This is a genomic window from Burkholderia sp. Ac-20345 (assembly GCF_017104825.1).
GTDB classification, from domain to species: Bacteria; Pseudomonadota; Gammaproteobacteria; order Burkholderiales; family Burkholderiaceae; genus Burkholderia; species Burkholderia lata_B.
Map to the genome: position 1 here is coordinate 23421 of NZ_JAAGPO010000091.1, position 16086 is coordinate 39506.

At 66.7% G+C, this 16086-nt stretch carries 15 protein-coding genes; 11 read left to right on the plus strand and 4 right to left on the minus strand.

The annotated features are described in order from the left end of the window. The first annotated feature begins 70 nt into the window (after positions 1-70). From G3O06_RS27910 to G3O06_RS27930, 5 genes are all read left to right on the plus strand, one after another. A complete protein-coding gene (locus tag G3O06_RS27910) occupies positions 71-961 on the plus strand; it encodes an EamA family transporter (protein ID WP_174913183.1) in 891 nt (296 codons plus the stop codon). Between the two features lie 642 nt (positions 962-1603). After that, on the plus strand, positions 1604-2263 hold the full coding sequence (locus G3O06_RS27915) for a PAAR domain-containing protein (RefSeq protein WP_205818154.1): 660 nt from the start codon (positions 1604-1606) through the stop codon (positions 2261-2263). Positions 2264-2273: 10 nt separating this feature from the next. Beyond that, positions 2274-2819 (plus strand): PAAR domain-containing protein, encoded by a 546-nt coding sequence (locus G3O06_RS27920; RefSeq protein ID WP_205818155.1) that lies wholly within the window; start codon positions 2274-2276, stop codon positions 2817-2819. Between the two features lie 3 nt (positions 2820-2822). Then, positions 2823-3533, plus strand: a complete 711-nt coding sequence (locus tag G3O06_RS27925; RefSeq protein WP_205818156.1) for a M35 family metallo-endopeptidase — start codon at positions 2823-2825, stop codon at positions 3531-3533. Further along, entirely contained in the window at positions 3530-4021 is a 492-nt protein-coding gene (locus tag G3O06_RS27930; RefSeq protein ID WP_205818157.1) for a hypothetical protein, read from the plus strand. The genes G3O06_RS27925 and G3O06_RS27930 overlap by 4 nt, the downstream gene beginning before the upstream one ends. A gap of 100 nt (positions 4022-4121) precedes the next feature. Here the strand turns inward: G3O06_RS27930 and G3O06_RS27935 are convergent, their stop codons facing one another. Next, complete coding sequence (locus tag G3O06_RS27935) at positions 4122-5336, minus strand: MFS transporter (protein ID WP_205818158.1); 1215 nt, start codon at positions 5334-5336, stop codon at positions 4122-4124. A gap of 338 nt (positions 5337-5674) precedes the next feature. Here G3O06_RS27935 and xdhA point away from each other — a divergent pair, with 338 nt between their 5' ends. From xdhA to G3O06_RS27955, 4 genes are all read left to right on the plus strand, one after another. Continuing rightward, positions 5675-7225 carry a xanthine dehydrogenase small subunit gene (gene xdhA / locus G3O06_RS27940; protein WP_205818159.1) on the plus strand — a complete coding sequence of 517 codons (1551 nt, stop codon included), beginning with the start codon at positions 5675-5677 and terminating at the stop codon, positions 7223-7225. 18 nt (positions 7226-7243) lie between these two features. Further along, positions 7244-9598, plus strand: a complete 2355-nt coding sequence (xdhB, locus tag G3O06_RS27945) for a xanthine dehydrogenase molybdopterin binding subunit (RefSeq protein WP_174913162.1) — start codon at positions 7244-7246, stop codon at positions 9596-9598. Between the two features lie 84 nt (positions 9599-9682). Next, complete coding sequence (xdhC, locus tag G3O06_RS27950) at positions 9683-10300, plus strand: xanthine dehydrogenase accessory protein XdhC (protein WP_205818160.1); 618 nt, start codon at positions 9683-9685, stop codon at positions 10298-10300. 88 nt (positions 10301-10388) lie between these two features. Then, positions 10389-10787, plus strand: a complete 399-nt coding sequence (locus tag G3O06_RS27955) for a nuclear transport factor 2 family protein (protein WP_174968426.1) — start codon at positions 10389-10391, stop codon at positions 10785-10787. A 34-nt stretch (positions 10788-10821) separates the two neighbouring features. On the opposite strand, the gene G3O06_RS27960 is transcribed toward G3O06_RS27955, so the two are convergent. From G3O06_RS27960 to G3O06_RS27970, 3 genes are all read right to left on the minus strand, one after another. Further along, positions 10822-11769 (minus strand): LysR family transcriptional regulator, encoded by a 948-nt coding sequence (locus G3O06_RS27960; RefSeq protein ID WP_043189348.1) that lies wholly within the window; start codon positions 11767-11769, stop codon positions 10822-10824. Positions 11770-11837: 68 nt separating this feature from the next. Beyond that, a complete protein-coding gene (locus G3O06_RS27965) occupies positions 11838-12476 on the minus strand; it encodes a 2-hydroxychromene-2-carboxylate isomerase (protein ID WP_174913149.1) in 639 nt (212 codons plus the stop codon). 94 nt (positions 12477-12570) lie between these two features. Continuing rightward, positions 12571-14013, minus strand: a complete 1443-nt coding sequence (locus tag G3O06_RS27970; protein WP_175000561.1) for a TAXI family TRAP transporter solute-binding subunit — start codon at positions 14011-14013, stop codon at positions 12571-12573. Between the two features lie 438 nt (positions 14014-14451). On the opposite strand from G3O06_RS27970, the gene G3O06_RS27975 reads away from it, so the two are divergent. Together G3O06_RS27975 and G3O06_RS27980 are read left to right on the plus strand one after the other, a co-directional pair. Next, complete coding sequence (locus tag G3O06_RS27975; protein ID WP_174968428.1) at positions 14452-14817, plus strand: BON domain-containing protein; 366 nt, start codon at positions 14452-14454, stop codon at positions 14815-14817. A 136-nt stretch (positions 14818-14953) separates the two neighbouring features. Beyond that, the coding region (locus G3O06_RS27980) for a D-(-)-3-hydroxybutyrate oligomer hydrolase (protein ID WP_241020273.1) at positions 14954-16086 on the plus strand (1133 nt) is incomplete at its 3' end.

Below are 16086 nucleotides of genomic sequence, written 5' to 3' on the forward strand. Positions count from 1 at the left end.
CAATCGGTGCGCGCCGGGCGGCGGCATAGTCGGGATCCCGTTTCACCCGTTTTTTCGGATCGTTGCCGCCATGAACCTGTCGCTTTATTTCGTCACCGTGCTGATCTGGGGCACCACCTGGATCGCGATCAAGTGGCAGCTCGGCTCCGTGCCGCCGCCCGTGTCGATCGCATGGCGTTTCTGGCTCGCGGCCGCCGTGCTGTTCGCGCTGCTGCGCGTGATGCGCCGGCCGGTGCGCCCGCCGCGTGAAGCATGGCGCTTTCTCCTGGCGCAAGGCTTCGCGCTGTTCTGCCTGAACTTCCTGTGCTTCTACTACGCGGAGCAGGTCGTGCCGAGCGGCCTCGTCGCGGTGATCTTCTCGACCGCGCCGTTGTTGAACTCGATCAACGGCCGGCTGTTCATGGGCCGTCCGCTGCGGCCGTCGGCGATTGCCGGCGCGCTGCTCGGGCTGGTCGGCATCGCGTGCCTGTTCTGGCAGCAGATGGCCGGCCATCTCGACGACCACGCGACCTGGACGGGCCTCGCGATCGCGTTCGCGGGCACGATGTGTTTCTCGGCCGGCAACCTGCTGTCGAGCCGGATGCAGTCGATGGGGTTGCACCCGCTCGTGACCAACGGCTGGGCGATGCTGATCGGCGCGACGATCCTGACCGTCGGCAGCGCGGTGGCCGGATTGCCGTTCACGCTCGACACGAGCCCGCGCTATCTCGGCGCGCTCGTCTACCTGGCCGTGCCGGGCTCGGTGATCGGCTTCACCGCGTATCTGACCCTCGTCGGCCGGATCGGGCCGGAGCGCGCCGCGTACTGCACGGTGCTGTTCCCGATCGTCGCGCTGGCCGTGTCGACGGTGTTCGAAGGCTACCAGTGGTCGCCGCTCGCGGTGGTCGGGCTGCTGCTGGTGGTGGCCGGCAACCTGGTCGCGTTCGACCTGACGCGGCGGTTGTTTCTCCGGACGGCGTAACCGGTGTTCGGGTACCGCGAGTCGCAAGCACGTAACTACTCGACGTTCTATTTGGAGGGCGACACCTCGGTGGGGAAGGAGACCCCAGCGTCTCGGAGGCTTGCCGGAGCGGAGCAAATCGGAGTTCCTCACAGTACCGAACGCGTCCTTGGGCAACGTCGCGCCGCTGAAAGCGTTGTCGCAAGGGCAGGTCGAGCGAGTGGAACGCGCAGCGGCAGCTTTCGCGGAATGCCAGGGGCGTGTGTGCTCCTGAAACTGGCGGCGCCCGACGGGCATTTCGCAATGCAGCGCTGACGCTCCCTCAAAGCTGGTGTGGAACTTCAACGTCCTGACTCGTTTAGGGCGCGCGTTCCGTCATGTGTAAATGATTGGTTTTCGACTTGAGATCGAATAACCAGCAAGCGCCCCGGGGGGGGGGGCGCGGTGAACAAGTCGGCCGCTGGTCGGAAATCAACCCTGAAGAAATCAAGCTGCCGAGCCGTTCGACCGGCGTAGTCCTGCGTTAGGTTGACTCAATCAGCAAAACAGAACAATTCGCATCTGCTATAGGCACCGAATCATATTCGTCCGATTGATCGAGGTTTCTTATCTGGAATATCGTTTTTAGGCAGGTCATTCCATTTACTGACACAGGGAAGCCGGATGAAAAATGAACACAAAGCACCGACCTATCTTTTCGCCACCATTGGCGCACTCACGGAGCGCGGCGGGCGCGTCACCACCGCAACCAGCAGCCTGACCTTGGCTGGACTGGAAGTGGCCTGCGTCGGGGACGTGGTGACCTACGACGACGGTAGCGAAGCCGCGATCATCGACGGTGCGGGAAACAACCATAGCAGGGGCAAGCCGTTCGCATTGGTCGGCAGCCGATTGAGCAACGGCGACCGCATTATCGAAACGCTGCGCACCTCATGGGGCATTCACGTGCGCAATGGGCAAAGCGTTGAGGGGTTGTTCGATCCGACCTATGTACCGTCGCCCGCAGCGCGTGCCTACAGACTCGCCGTACGTGGTGCGACGACTGCGCGCGGCGGTGCGTTGCGTGAGCCGTCCAGTACATGGCAAGTAACACCGCATCTGGGCAAGGCTGCCGTGTTGGGCGATCTGATCCACTATCCGGACGGCTCAACCGCACGCGTCATCAGCGGTCTGGGTTTGGCCGACAGGCCCGACTTTGCGCCACTCGCATTCGTCGGCAGTGAACTAGATAACGGCGACACGATCACCGACAGTCCAGAGCGACAGGGCGCGGCGGCGTCCGTTGTATTTAGCGTCGTCACTCGCTCACCCATCTCCCACTGAGGTGGTTCCCATGATCCGCTACTTTCTTGCCAAAGGCGACCGCGCCGGGGATGCGGTGATTATCGAAGGCCTCGGCACCGTGACTTGTTCCGATCCGCCACCCAGCGTCCCTATCGCTACGCTCGACATGAAGACCTACTGTTCGGCCTGCAAGCGTGAAGGGTACATCGCACCGCAAGGACCGCGCCGGCCTGGTACCGGTCCGAACGGCAAACAATGGGCGTTAAGCGGGGATATCAATGTTTGCGGATGCAATCCACCGCCGATCTTCTACGCTGAACGCGGCATGCGGATGATTTTCAGTGCGGGAGAGGCTGCGACGCTGAATGGGCGAAAACTCGATGCAGCCGACCACTCGTTTGCTCGATCGGTTGCCGTACACGACGAGCAATTCACCTTGCTCGATGACACCCGCCGCCCGCTCGCAAACGTCCGCTATCGAATTGTTACTGGCTCCGGGCAGATTTTCACCGGTACCACGGACACGGCCGGTCAAACACATCGAATCGCCACCGACGACGCCGCATCATTGAAAATCTATACGAGAGGGCATTGACGCATGAGTGATTTCTCGGGAAATAAATACGACTTCGAAGTTCAGGATAACGAAGAGTGGATCCTCGTTCATTCGGGTGCCGTCACTAATACCAATCCGGGGTCGATGGTCTATGTGTCTATCAACACGACACCCATATGCTCGAACATGAGCAACAAGGAATTCAGAGAATTAGTCATGAGGGCTCGTGATGCGGCGATTTCGTTGATACAACAACGTATCGCGGGCGTGACTATGTGGAACGTAGCGGAACAGGCGCGTGCCCGCCTCTACTTCGGCCGTGCCGACAATGACATCCGGGCAACCCTGGCGATCGGGCTTCCCAGGCTGCTCATAGCTGTGCAAGAGCTTGTTCCGGAGAAAATTGTTCGATGGGATGACACCATGAACAAGCGGCTCACCTGTGGCGTTGTCCCCGACAGCGGCAGCAATACGGCTGCAGTATGCAAGCCAGACTCCGAAAAGCGAATCATTGCCATCTATTCGAAGTTCTGTAAGATTTCAAACGGCGACTTGTGGACGGCAGCGAAGGTAAAAACACTCATCCATGAATGCACGCACTATATCGATACTTTCAATTCCGATGATATTGCGTATTCCGATACGGAGTCCGGATTGAGAATTTTTGCAATGAGCAATCCCGATAGCGCGATCCGAAATGCGGATAGTATTACGGGATATGTTGCTACCTTCGATAGGAGGGTCATGGAATGAAGGCCCACATCAAAGATATCATCCGGAGCGCATCGGCTATGCTCGCGTTATTCGCATACGTTGGAATCACTCCCTCACACGCATGTACGATAGGGGAATCGGTCCGAATCCCGTTGCCGCTCAACAGCATCGACGTTTCTAATGCCGACAGGCTAAGAATTGCCGACGCGGTAATCGAGGCAAAAAAATGGCCGGGTGTTGAAATTCAGGCCGTCGTAATATCCGGCGCTTATACGAGAGAGCGGAGCGGCGAACTGATTAAAGATGAGCGTGCCATGGGGGCGGTCGCATATCTAAAGCAACTAGGAATCAAGAGTGAAAACATCATTGTCGAAAAGAAGACATTCACTGATGACATGGTGCGGAAGCGCGACGGAACGCTAGACTTGTATCAGATTGATATCGAACTGGTTCCCCTTTGCCGAGGCGGATGTCAAAGGCTTTGTGACGACCCTCGTGTAACGCCTCGAAGCAGGGCGATTCAGTGAGGTTTTTGACCGCCCGCAAAAGCGGGCGTCATTGTCTTGCGGGCGATGGTTCGCGAACGCATTCCGAACAGCGTTCGCCGATCATTGTCTTCTTCTGTCTTCAGGCCGCCGCGCCGCTGCCCGCGACCCGCGCCTGCCGCTGGTACAGCACCATCGACAGCGCGACGCCCGCGGCAGCTGCCACCGCCGCGAACAGGAACACCTGCGGATAGCCGAACGCACCCGCGACATAGCCGGCGAGCGGCCCCGTGATGCCGAGCGACAGGTCGAGGAACACCGAGTATGCGGACAGCGCCGCGCCGCGGCTCGCGGGCGGCACGAGCGAGACGGCCTCGACGCCGAGCGCCGGGAAGATCAGCGCGAAGCCGAAGCCCGTCAGCGCCGCGCCGATCAGTGCGACGTGCGGCACGGGCGCGAGCCACAGCAGCACGAGGCCCGAGCATTCGAACGCGAACGACACGATCGCGACGCGGAAGCCGCCGTAGGTCTTGATCGTGTTCGCGAACAGCAGGCGCGCACCGATGAATAGCGTGCCGAACACGGTCAGCGACAGCGCGGCATTCGGCCAGTGGCGTGCCGCGTAGTACAGCGTGACGAAGGTCGCGATCGAGCCGAAGCCGGCCGAGCCGAGCGCGAGGCCGAGGCCGTGCGGCAGCACGCGCGTGAACACGCTCGCGTACGACATCCGCTCGCCGTGCACGAGCGGCACGGAAGCGATCAGGCGCGCGAGGTAGAAGCCGGCCGCGGCCAGCGCGATCACGATCACGCCGATCAGCGCCGGATTCAGCGTATGCGCGATCGCGACGCCGACCGGCGCGCCGAGCGCGAGCGCGCCGTAGGTCGCGATGCCGTTCCACGAGATCACCTTCGCGTTGTGCGTGACGCCGACCCGGCCGATGCCCCACAGGATCGCGCCGGTGCCGCACAGGCTTTCGCCGACGCCGAGCACGAGCCGGCTCGCGACCAGCAGCACGAGGCTCGCGACCGGCCAGTGCGCGAGCAGCAGCGCGACGAGCAGCAGCACGCCCGACACGCCGCAACCGACCAGCCCGCGCAGCACCGTCTGCTTCGGGCCGAGCGTATCGGCCAGGCGCCCGGCGAGCGGCCGCGACGCGAGCGTCGCGAAATACTGGACGCTGATCGCACCGCCCGCGACGATCGCGGAAAAGCCGAGGTCGTCGTGGACGAAGCCCGGCAGTACCGCGAGCGGCAGGCCGATGGTCAGGTAGCAGATGAACGTGAAGCAGACGACGGACACGATTTGCAGCGTGACCGCGAACCCGCTGCGCGGCGGTGTGGCGGAATCGGTTGACATGGGGTCGGAACGAATGAACGAAACGGACGGAGGACGGCGAAAAAGGGAATCGGGATTTTCCCATGGAACCGGTTTTCACGCAGGTACCATTTAGTTAATTGCGACCCGATTTCGTCGCCCGCGGATCGGCGGGGGCATTGCGAAATGGTGGGCGGAGCACCGTGCGGAAAGGGCGCCGGGCCGCGCCGGCGCCCATATCGCGGCAGTTATATGGGCCCCATGCGTGATGGGCTATGGGTTGCGGAATTTGATGGTGATAGCGTGCAAACTGTCAGAAAAACGTCGGTCGAGCGCACTGCGCGGGCCGCCTTGCCCCCCATTTGAAGAACCATCGAGACATGAGTGAGCCGATCCGCTTCTACCATCGTCACGCGATCCGCGAAGTCAGCGGCGCGGACGTTACCCGCACCGTGCTGCAATACCTGCGCGAGGACGCGCATTGCACCGGCACCAAGGAAGGCTGCGCGGAAGGCGACTGCGGCGCGTGCACGGTCGTCGTCGGCGAGCTGACCGACGCCGGCGCGGTCGAGTTCAAGGCCGTCAACGCATGCATCCAGTTCCTGCCGACGCTGGACGGCAAGGCGCTGCTGACGGTCGAGGATCTGCGCCAGCCGGACGGCGCGCTGCATCCGGTGCAGCAGGCGATGGTCGACTGCCACGGTTCGCAGTGCGGGTTCTGCACGCCCGGCTTCGTCATGTCGATGTGGGCGCTGTACGAGAAGCACGGCCACGAAGGCTGCGGCAGTGCCGGCACGTGCGCGAAGGCGAAGGACGTGCCGACGCGTACCGAGATCGCCGATGCGCTGACCGGCAACCTGTGCCGCTGCACCGGCTATCGCCCGATCGTCGATGCGGCCGTACAGATGTTCGATGCACCGTCGCCGTCGGCGCCGGTCGACACGGCCGCGCTGGCCCGCACGCTCGCGTCGCTCAAGCGCGACGATACGTTCGACTACGCGACGACCAACGGCGCGCGCTTCGCGGCGCCGCGCACGCTCGACGCGCTGGCCGCGCTGAAGGTCGAGCGGCCCGACGCGCGCATTCTCGCGGGCAGCACCGACATCGGCCTGTGGGTTACCAAGCAGATGCGCCGGCTCGACGACCTGATCTACGTCGGCCAGATCGCCGAACTGCAGCGTCTCGCCGAGCGCGGCGACTGGATCGAGATCGGCGCGGGCGTGACGGTCGAGAACGCGTATGCGGCGCTGGCCGGCCAGTATCCGGAACTGACCGAGATGTGGAAGCGCTTCGCGTCGCTGCCGATCCGCAACGCGGGCACGATCGGCGGCAACGTCGCGAACGGCTCGCCGATCGGCGATTCGATGCCGGGCCTGATCGCGCTCGGCGCGCGCGTGGTGCTGCGCGGCGGCGACACGGTGCGCGAGCTGCCGCTCGAGGCGCTCTACACGGGCTATCAGCAGAAGGACATGGCGCCGCACGAATTCGTCGTCGGCCTGAAGGTGCCGACCCGCACCGGCGTGCGCGAGAAGCTGCAGTTCCGCACGTACAAGCTGTCGAAGCGGTTCGACTCCGACATCTCGGCCGTGTGCGCGGCGTTCGCGTTCATCGCGGACGGCGACACGATCCGTGAGCCGCGCATCGCGTTTGGCGGGATGGCCGCGACGCCGAAGCGTGCAACGCACACGGAAGCCGTGCTCGACGGCGCGCAGTGGCACGAAGCCACCGCGCAGGCCGCGATGCAGGCGCTCGAGCGCGACTACCAGCCGCTGTCCGACATGCGCGCGACGAGCACGTACCGCCTCGATACCGCGAAGAACCTGATGTACCGATTCTGGCTGGAGACGCGCCCGCACGACCCGCTGCCGCCGCAAGCCCTGAATGTGCGTGAAGTGGCCGCCGAAGTCGGCACCGACGCGGCGCGCGTCTGAAGACGGAGAACACCGAACATGAACCAGCAAGCAGAACCGTTCCTGAGCACCCTCGACCCGCAAGCCGACGCCGCGCAGGTCCACGTATCGCGCGCGCACGAATCCGCGCACCTGCACGTCAGCGGGCGTGCCACCTACACCGACGACATCCCGGTTGTCGCGGGCACGCTGCACGCCGCGCTCGGCCTGTCGGCGAAGCCGCACGCACGGATCGTGTCGATGAACTTCGACGCGGTGCGCGCGACGCCGGGCGTGGTCGCCGTGTTCACGGCCGACGATATCCCGGGCGTCAACGATTGCGGCCCGATCATCCACGACGATCCGGTGCTCGCGAAGGGCATCGTGCAGTTCGTCGGCCAGCCGATGTTCATCGTCGTCGCGACGTCGCATGAAACCGCGCGGCTCGCCGCGCGCCGCGCCCAGGTCGACTACGAGGAACTGCCGGCGATCCTCACCGCCCAGGAAGCACGCGCGGCCGAAACCTACGTGATCCCGCCGCTGAAGCTCGCGCGCGGCGACGCGGCCGCGCGGCTCGCCGTCGCGCCGCACCGCGAGTCGGGCGAAATGCTGCTCGGCGGCCAGGAGCAGTTCTACCTCGAAGGGCAGATCGCATACGCAGTGCCGAAGGATGACGACGGGATGCACGTGTACTGCTCGACGCAGCACCCGAGCGAGATGCAGCACCTCGTCGCGCACGTGCTCGGCGTCGCGTCGCACAACGTGCTCGTCGAATGCCGCCGGATGGGCGGCGGGTTCGGCGGCAAGGAGTCGCAGTCGGGCCTGTTTGCGTGCTGCGCGGCGCTCGCCGCATGGAAGCTGCTGTGCCCGGTGAAGCTGCGTCCGGACCGCGACGACGACATGATGATCACCGGCAAGCGGCACGACTTCCATTACCGCTTCGACGTCGGCTACGACGACGACGGCCGCATCGACGGCGTGGCGCTCGACATGACGTCGCGCTGCGGCTTCTCGGCCGACCTGTCGGGCCCGGTGATGACGCGCGCGGTGTGCCATTTCGACAACGCGTACTGGCTGGGCGACGTGAACATCGCAGGCTACTGCGGCAAGACCAACACGCAGTCGAACACCGCGTTCCGCGGGTTCGGCGGCCCGCAGGGCGCGTTCGCGATCGAGTACATCCTCGACGACGTCGCGCGCTCGCTCGATCGCGATCCGCTCGACGTCCGCTATGCGAACCTGTACGGCAAGACCGAACGCAACGTCACGCCGTACGGGCAGACGGTCGAGGACAACGTGCTGCAAGAGCTGCTCGGCGAACTCGAGGCGACGAGCGACTACCGCGCGCGGCGCGCGGGCGTGCGCGAATTCAACGCGCGCAACACGGTGCTGAAGAAGGGCATCGCGATCACGCCGGTGAAGTTCGGCATCGCGTTCAACGTCACGCACTTCAACCAGGCCGGCGCGCTGGTGCACATCTACACCGACGGTTCGGTGCTCGTGAACCACGGCGGCACGGAGATGGGGCAGGGGCTCAACACGAAGGTCGCGCAGGTCGTCGCGCATGAGCTCGGCATCCGCTTTGGCCGGATCCGCGTGACGGCGACCGATACCAGCAAGGTCGCGAACACGTCCGCGACCGCGGCGTCGACGGGCTCGGACCTGAACGGCAAGGCCGCGCAGGATGCGGCGCGCCAGTTGCGCGAGCGGCTCGCGGTGTTCGCGGCGAAGCAGTTCGGCGACGGCAAGGTCGATGCGGCCGACGTGAAGTTCGGCAACGACTTCGTGTGGGTGGGCGGCAACGGCGTGCCGTTCGGCGAAGTGGTCGCGAAGGCGTACCTCGCACGCGTGCAGCTGTGGTCCGACGGCTTCTACGCGACGCCGAAGCTGTACTGGGATCAGTCGAAGCTGCAAGGGCGGCCGTTCTACTACTACTCGTACGGCGCGGCCGTGTCGGAAGTCGTGATCGACACGCTGACGGGCGAGATGCGCACGCTGCGCGTCGATGCGCTGCACGACGTGGGTGCGTCGCTGAACCCGGCACTCGACATTGGCCAGGTCGAAGGCGCGTTCATCCAGGGGATGGGCTGGCTCACGACCGAGGAGCTGTGGTGGAACAAGGGCGGCAAGCTGATGACGCATGCGCCGTCCACGTACAAGATCCCGACGGTGAACGACACGCCGCCGGAATTCAACGTGCAGCTGTTCAAGAACCGCAACGTCGAGGACAGCATCCACCGTTCGAAGGCCGTCGGCGAGCCGCCGCTGCTGCTGCCGTTCTCGGTGTTCTTCGCGGTGCGCGATGCGGTGGCCGCGGTCGGCGACTACAAGGTGAACCCGCCGCTCGACGCGCCGGCTACCGGCGAGTCGATCCTGCGCGCGGTCAGCGCGGTGCGTGCGGCGAAGGCAGGCTGAGATGAACGGCCCCGCACGCTCTCTTCGTTCACTGCCCCCCGAGGGGGCGGTCAGCCTCCTTGGGGCGGCCCAGCGGAGGCTGACATGAACGGCCCCGCACGCTCGCTCCGCACCGCGTCGACCCCGGCGTTCGCGCCGGGCACCGGCCAGCGCAACCGCGCGACCGGCACGCCGGCGCCGATGCACATCGTGCTGTTCGGCGCCGGGCACGTCGGTCACGCGCTGGTCACGCTGCTCGGCGCGCTGCCGTGCGTCGTGCAGTGGGTCGACACGCGCGATGAGCTGTTCCCGGACGAATGTCCGCCGAACGTGCAGCCGGAGCCCACCGACACGCCGGAGGCCGTCGTCGACGCGGCGCCGCCCGGCGCGTACTTCCTCGTGATGACGCACAACCACGCGCTCGACTTCTCGCTCGCCGCGCAGATCATGCGACGGCGCGACTACGCGTACTTCGGGATGATCGGCTCGCGTACCAAGCGGGTGAAGTTCGAGCGCCGGCTTGCCGCGCGCGGCGTCGATCCGGCGCGGCTCGTGGAGATGGTGTGCCCGATCGGCGTTGCGGGCATCATCGACAAGGCGCCGGGCGCGATCGCGGTGGCCGTGTGCGCGGAGCTGCTGCAGGCGCGCTCGGGCATGCCGGTGGCCGACGCGAAGGCCACCGCAGCGGGGCGCGCGCGCGACGACGTGTCCTGCGCGCGGTAGCGCCGCGCGGCCAGCGCACGGTCGCGCGTTTTTGAATACACTGCACGACGACGCGCGGCACCGGGCCGCGCCTTACCGTGCACGCACCATGTCCGATCACCAAGTCTATCTCGACACGCTCGATGCGAGCCTCGTCGCCATCGAGCGCTGGCTGTCCGGCGTCGATACCGCGCCCGAGGCGCTCGACGCGCTGCTCGCCGGGTTCTCCGCCGAATTCACGATGATCCTGACCGACGGCCGCGAGGTCGATCACGACGGTACGCGCGCGCTGTTCGCGAAGCTCGCCGGCGCGAAGCCGGGGCTGCGCATCACGCTGTCGGAGACTCGCGTGCTCGCGGCCGACGCATCGCATGCGGTGATCACCTATCTCGAAGCGCAGCACGCGGCTTCGGGCGAGCTGCCTGCGCGCCGCGCGACCGCCGTGTTCGAGCGCGAGGCGGGCGTCGTGCGCTGGACCCATCTGCAGGAAACTTTCTGCACGGCCTGAACTCGAGCGGCCGTGCCGCGTCTTGTGCCGTGACTCAGCGCTTGCGGCTGCGGGGAACCGTCAGCTCGTCGGACACGCTCTGCATCAGCGCGCACAGCCACGCGATGTCGGTCGGGCGGTCGGGCTGCGGATGCGTGAGCAGGTAGCTCTTGATGCGCGGGAACGGCACCGGCGGCGTGACGACCACGAGCGGCAGCAACTGCGCATAGTGCGTCGCGAAGCGGCGCGTCGTCGTGAAGATCAGGTCCGACTGCAGCAGCACCTGCGGCACGATCCCGAAGTACGGCAGCGTCGTCACGATGCGCCGCGTGAGGCGCGCGCGTGCGAGGCCGATCTCGATCGCGTTGCGCTTGTCGCCGGTGTACGGCGTCGGCGCGACGTGCGCGGCCGACGCGTACGCTTCGCGCGTGAGCGGCACACGCGCGAGCGGGTGCGCATCGCGCATCAGGCACACGATCGTGTCGGAGAACAGGTCCTGGCGCGCGAATTGCGGGTCGGGCTTCGGCCAGTTGCCGATCACGAGATCGAGCGCGCCCGATTCGAGCGCGCCCGCGTGGTCGAGCGCGGGATTCAGCGAATCGATTTCCAGGTGCGCATGCGGCGCCGCGTCGCGAAAGCGCTCGATCAGCGTCGGCATGAAGAAATCGTTCAGGTAATCGGGCGCGGCGACGCGGAACGTGCGCCGTGCGGACGACGGATCGAAGTCGCCGTGCGGCGTCGCGATGAAGTCGACCTCGCGCAGCGCGCGCTGCGCGGCCTCGAGCAGCGACGCGCCGTATTCGGTCGGCACCATCCCGGATTTGCCGCGCACGAGGATCGGGTCGTTCAGCGTTTCGCGCAGCTTGCGCAGCGCGGTGCTGATCGCGGGCTGGGTCTGGTTCAGCCGCAGCGCGGCCTGCGTGACGCTGCGCTCGAGCAGCAGCGTGCGCAACACGCGCACGAGCCAGATATCGAGCGAGGCGGTACGGTCGTCGTCTTCCATCGTAGGGGGTGATTCGGGTGAAGCGTAACCTTACCGCAGCCGCGCGTTGCCGTGCGTGATACCGGCCATCACGCACGGCCCTTCGGCAGCGTGCTGATCCGGTTGACCTCGCGCGATTCGAGCCAGTTCGGCGTACGTGCGCAGTACAGCACCATCGGCAGCGCGTCCTCGCCCCAGAACAGCTGCTGGTTCATCCAGAACGTCGGCACGCCGAACACGCCGAGCGCGATCGCGTCGTCGGTGTTGCGGCGCAACTGCGCGCTCGTCTCCTCGAATTCGATCAGTTCGTCACCGTGCCCGACACCGACGCGTTCGCACAGCGCGGCGAATCCGTCCGGCGTCGACGGATCGTTGCCGTCGTGCCAGATGAAGCGGAACATTTCCAGCACGGTCGCGATGTCGGCGCGCAGCGCGATCGCGAGGCGCAACACCTTGTCGGAATCGAACGGATGGGCGGGCGGCATCTTGAAGCGGATGCCGAGCTGTTCGGCGCGAAACAGCGCGTGACGGTACGTGAACACGCGCTTGGCCGGCACGTCGGCGCTCGAGCGTTGCCCCCAGTGGCGCTGCAGGTCGGGCAGCGACACCGCGACGGGCTCGAACGGCACGTCCGGCCATTTGTCGAGCTGTTCGAGCAACAAATAGGAGAACGGCGACACGAAGTCGTAGAACCAGGCGGGTTGGGCAGTGTCGAGGCCGGTTGTCATGGCGATCTCCAGAGAGTAGGGCGTGCGGCGCCCGGCGGCGGCCTCCATGTTACGCGGCGGCGCGCGCATGCGGCAATGATCGCGGATCGTCCGCTTACGCGGAACCGGGAGTCGCCCGAGGGGGCGCGCCGGCCGGCGGTGCGGCCTCGGAACGTGCCTGCGGCGGGCCGCCGGCGCCCGGCGGGGCGGCCGGCGTGTCATGGTCGTGCGCGGTGAGCCGTTCGCGCACGAAGCCGATGTGCTCGCGCAGCACGTAGAACTGCCCGGCATAGGCCAGCGGCATTTTCATCCGGTTCACGGCTTCCTCGATGTCGTCGAGCTCGTCGAGCAGCTGCACGCGCTCCTCGGCCGTGTGTTCGCCGAGCGCGCTGCGCTCGAGCGCGATCAGCGCGCCGTACCAGCGGTAGATGCGCGAGCGCACGCGCCAGCCGTACAGCGACGGCACGAGCCGCAGCCCCGGGATCAGCACGACGATCAGCGGCACGACCACGACGAGCAGACGGTCGACGAGGCTCGCGACCCAGAACGGCAGCCGCCGGTATAGGAAGGTCTTGCCCGATTTGTAGTAGCGCGCGGCGTCGTCGGAGAGCTGGAAGCCGCGCGTGACGGGCGACGGGAATTCGCCCGCGTGCTGCAGGATCGTCGCGTGGCCGTGCACCTCGCGCGCGGCCTCGATCAGCAGGTCGGACAGCGCGGGGTGCAGCGAGTCGCGCGCGACGAGCTCGATGGTCGGCGCGACCGTGTGGATGTCGGCGGGCGGCAGGTTCTGGCCGAGATCGTAGACGCCCATCGGCAGCGTGATCGCGGTCAGGTACGGAAAGCGCCGCGCGTACGCCTCGGCCTGCGTGAACGAATACACGTGCACGCCCGGCGCGCGGAACAGCTTCGCCATCACCGGGATCTGCGTCGAGTCGCCGGACAGGAACGCCGCGTCGATCTTGCCGTCAAGCAGCGCGGTGGCCGCGTCTTCGCCGGCGGTCGGCAGCAGCTCGGTCGAGCCGCCCGGCACGATGCCGTTCATCTTCAGCAACGCGAGGCTCAGCTCGCGCGCGCCGCTGCCTTCCGCGCCGAGCGCGAGCCGCTTGCCCTTGAAGTCGGACAGGCGCGCGACGACCGGGCCGCGGTACATGATCGCGAGCGGCACGTAGCCGATGCTGCCGAGCGACACGAGGTGTTCGTCGCGCTCCTTCGGGCCGATGCCGCTCTGCACGAAGCCGACGTCGACCGGCGCGTTCGGGTTCGACAGCCGCGCGAGGTTCTGGGCGGACCCTTCGGACGATTGGACGTCGAGCGTGACGCCGTTCTTCGCGAGGATCGTCTTGTATTTCTGCGCGGCGTTCCAGTACGTGCTGCCGGGCGGCCCGGACGAGATCACGAGCGTGGACGGCGGCGCCGGCTGGATCAGCTTGACCGCGACCCAGACGGCCGCGACGGCGAGCAGCACGGTAGGGCCGATCGACAGTGCGAGGTCGCGCCACGACACCGCGACGAAGCGGGCGAGGATGCGGCGAGGCGGGCGAGGGCGGGCTGGCTTCATGGGGGCGGCGGATGACGCTGGCGTGACGTATCGGTGACGGTCGGACGGTTGTCATGGACGATGCCGATTCTCGCGGCGATGGTACCCGGTTTCGCGTTGCATGCGCGAGTGGGGTGGCCTGGCGCGGCACCGCGGCGACAGTGGCGGGCGGCCCCGCGTCAAAAGCTTTGCGCTTCGGCGGGCGCTGGATTACATTGTGCGACGCAGCCGCGCCCGATTCGCGCGCGACCCGGCACGCAAGCAGACCGGGCGCGTCCGGCCGGCGGCTGTCCGGCCCGGCCGGCCCGCTTTCGCGTGCGCCGGCCGCCAGCCCGTCTCGCCTCTCTCGTATCGCCGTGGAAAACACCGGCTGTCCCGCCCGTTCGCGCGCGGGCCGGCTGTTTTTGGGGGTATCCGGCCGTACTGTGCACGGCCGTTCCGGAGTGATAAGGAGATAGCATGAAGTCGATCGTGTTGAGAGCGTTGGGCGTCGCCGCCGTGGCGGCCTGTCTGTCGGGCAGCGTGTATGCGCAGTCGAGCGATGCAGCGGCAACGGAAGCGCCCGCGGCCGCGACCAGCGCGCCGAAGGCCGCCGCGAAAACCGCGAAGAAGGCGAACCGCAAGCTCGGCTACGCGGTGCGCAAGGCGATTTCGAAGGAATCCGGCGAGAACGTGTCGAACCTCGTCGTGCGTTCGAAGGGTGGCGCGATCACGCTGGAAGGCACGATGCCGGCCCAGGATCAGATCGACAAGGCCGAAGCTGCAGCCAAGGGCGTGAAGGGCGTGACGTCGGTCACGAACAGGCTGACGGTTCAGCAGCAGTGATGCCGGGCGGCGGCGCGCAAGCGCCGCGTGCGCCCGTTTTCAGGCGGGCCCCGGCATGCCGGGGCCCGTTTGCGCTTGAGAGGCCGCAAGCCGCACGCAGCGGCGGCGGACCGATAACGATATCGAGAGGGCGGCGATGACGAGGCTCGGGTGGGGCAGGCGGATGGTTTTCGGCGCGGCGCTGGCCGCGGTCACGATACTCGGCGCCTGCAACGGCGACGATTCGGCCGAGCGCAACCGGTTGCCCGGTTTCGTGTCCGGCAGCGTGCGCACGACCGCTTATGACGGCGCGAGCGACGACCTGCTGACGGCCGGCCTCGGCAAGACGGGCCTCGGCTCGGCGAGCGCCCCCGGCTTCGCGAATGCCGCCCGGCCGACGAGCGCCGAGCTGCGCCGCCTCGCGATCTGGTCGAACTACCGCGCGATCGTCGACATGAGCGCGAACGGCGGCTACGGCCGCTTCTGGGGGCCGAACGTCGACCTCGACGGCAATGACACGCTCGGCCAGGGCAAGATTCCAGGCACCGAATATCTCGCGTACTCCGACGACGGCAGCGGCAGCAAGAACGTCACGCTGCTCGTGCAGGTGCCCGCCAGCTTCAATCCCGCGCAGCCTTGCATCGTCACCGCGACGTCGTCGGGCTCGCGCGGTGTGTACGGTGCGATTTCCGCGGCCGGCGAATGGGCGCTCAAGCGCGGCTGCGCGGTGGCCTACAACGACAAGGGCGGCGGCAACGGCGCGCACGAGCTCATGTCGGATACCGTCACGCTGATCGACGGCACGCTCGCCAACGCGGTGCTGGCCGGCACCGCGAGCCTGTTCACCGCGAACGTCACCAGCGGCGATCTCGCCGCGTTCAATTCCCGCTTCCCGAACCGCTATGCGTTCAAGCACGCGCATTCGCAGCAGAATCCCGAGCAGGACTGGGGGCGCGTGACGCTGCAGTCGGTCGAGTTCGCGTACTGGGCGCTCAACGAGCAGTTCGGACCGCTGATCGACGGCTCGCATCACGGCGTGCGCTATCGCGCGGGCGACATCACGACGATCGCCGCGTCGGTCAGCAACGGCGGCGGCGCATCGCTCGCGGCGGCCGAGCAGGACAACCGCGGCTGGATCACCGCGGTCGTGGTCGGCGAACCCCAGATCAACGTGCGGATGGCGCCGAACGCCGTCGTGCGCTCGGGCGGCCAGCCCGTGCCGTCGTTCGGCCGGCCGCTGGCCGACTACGCGACGCTCGCGAACCTGCTGGAGCCGTGCGCGGCCGCGTC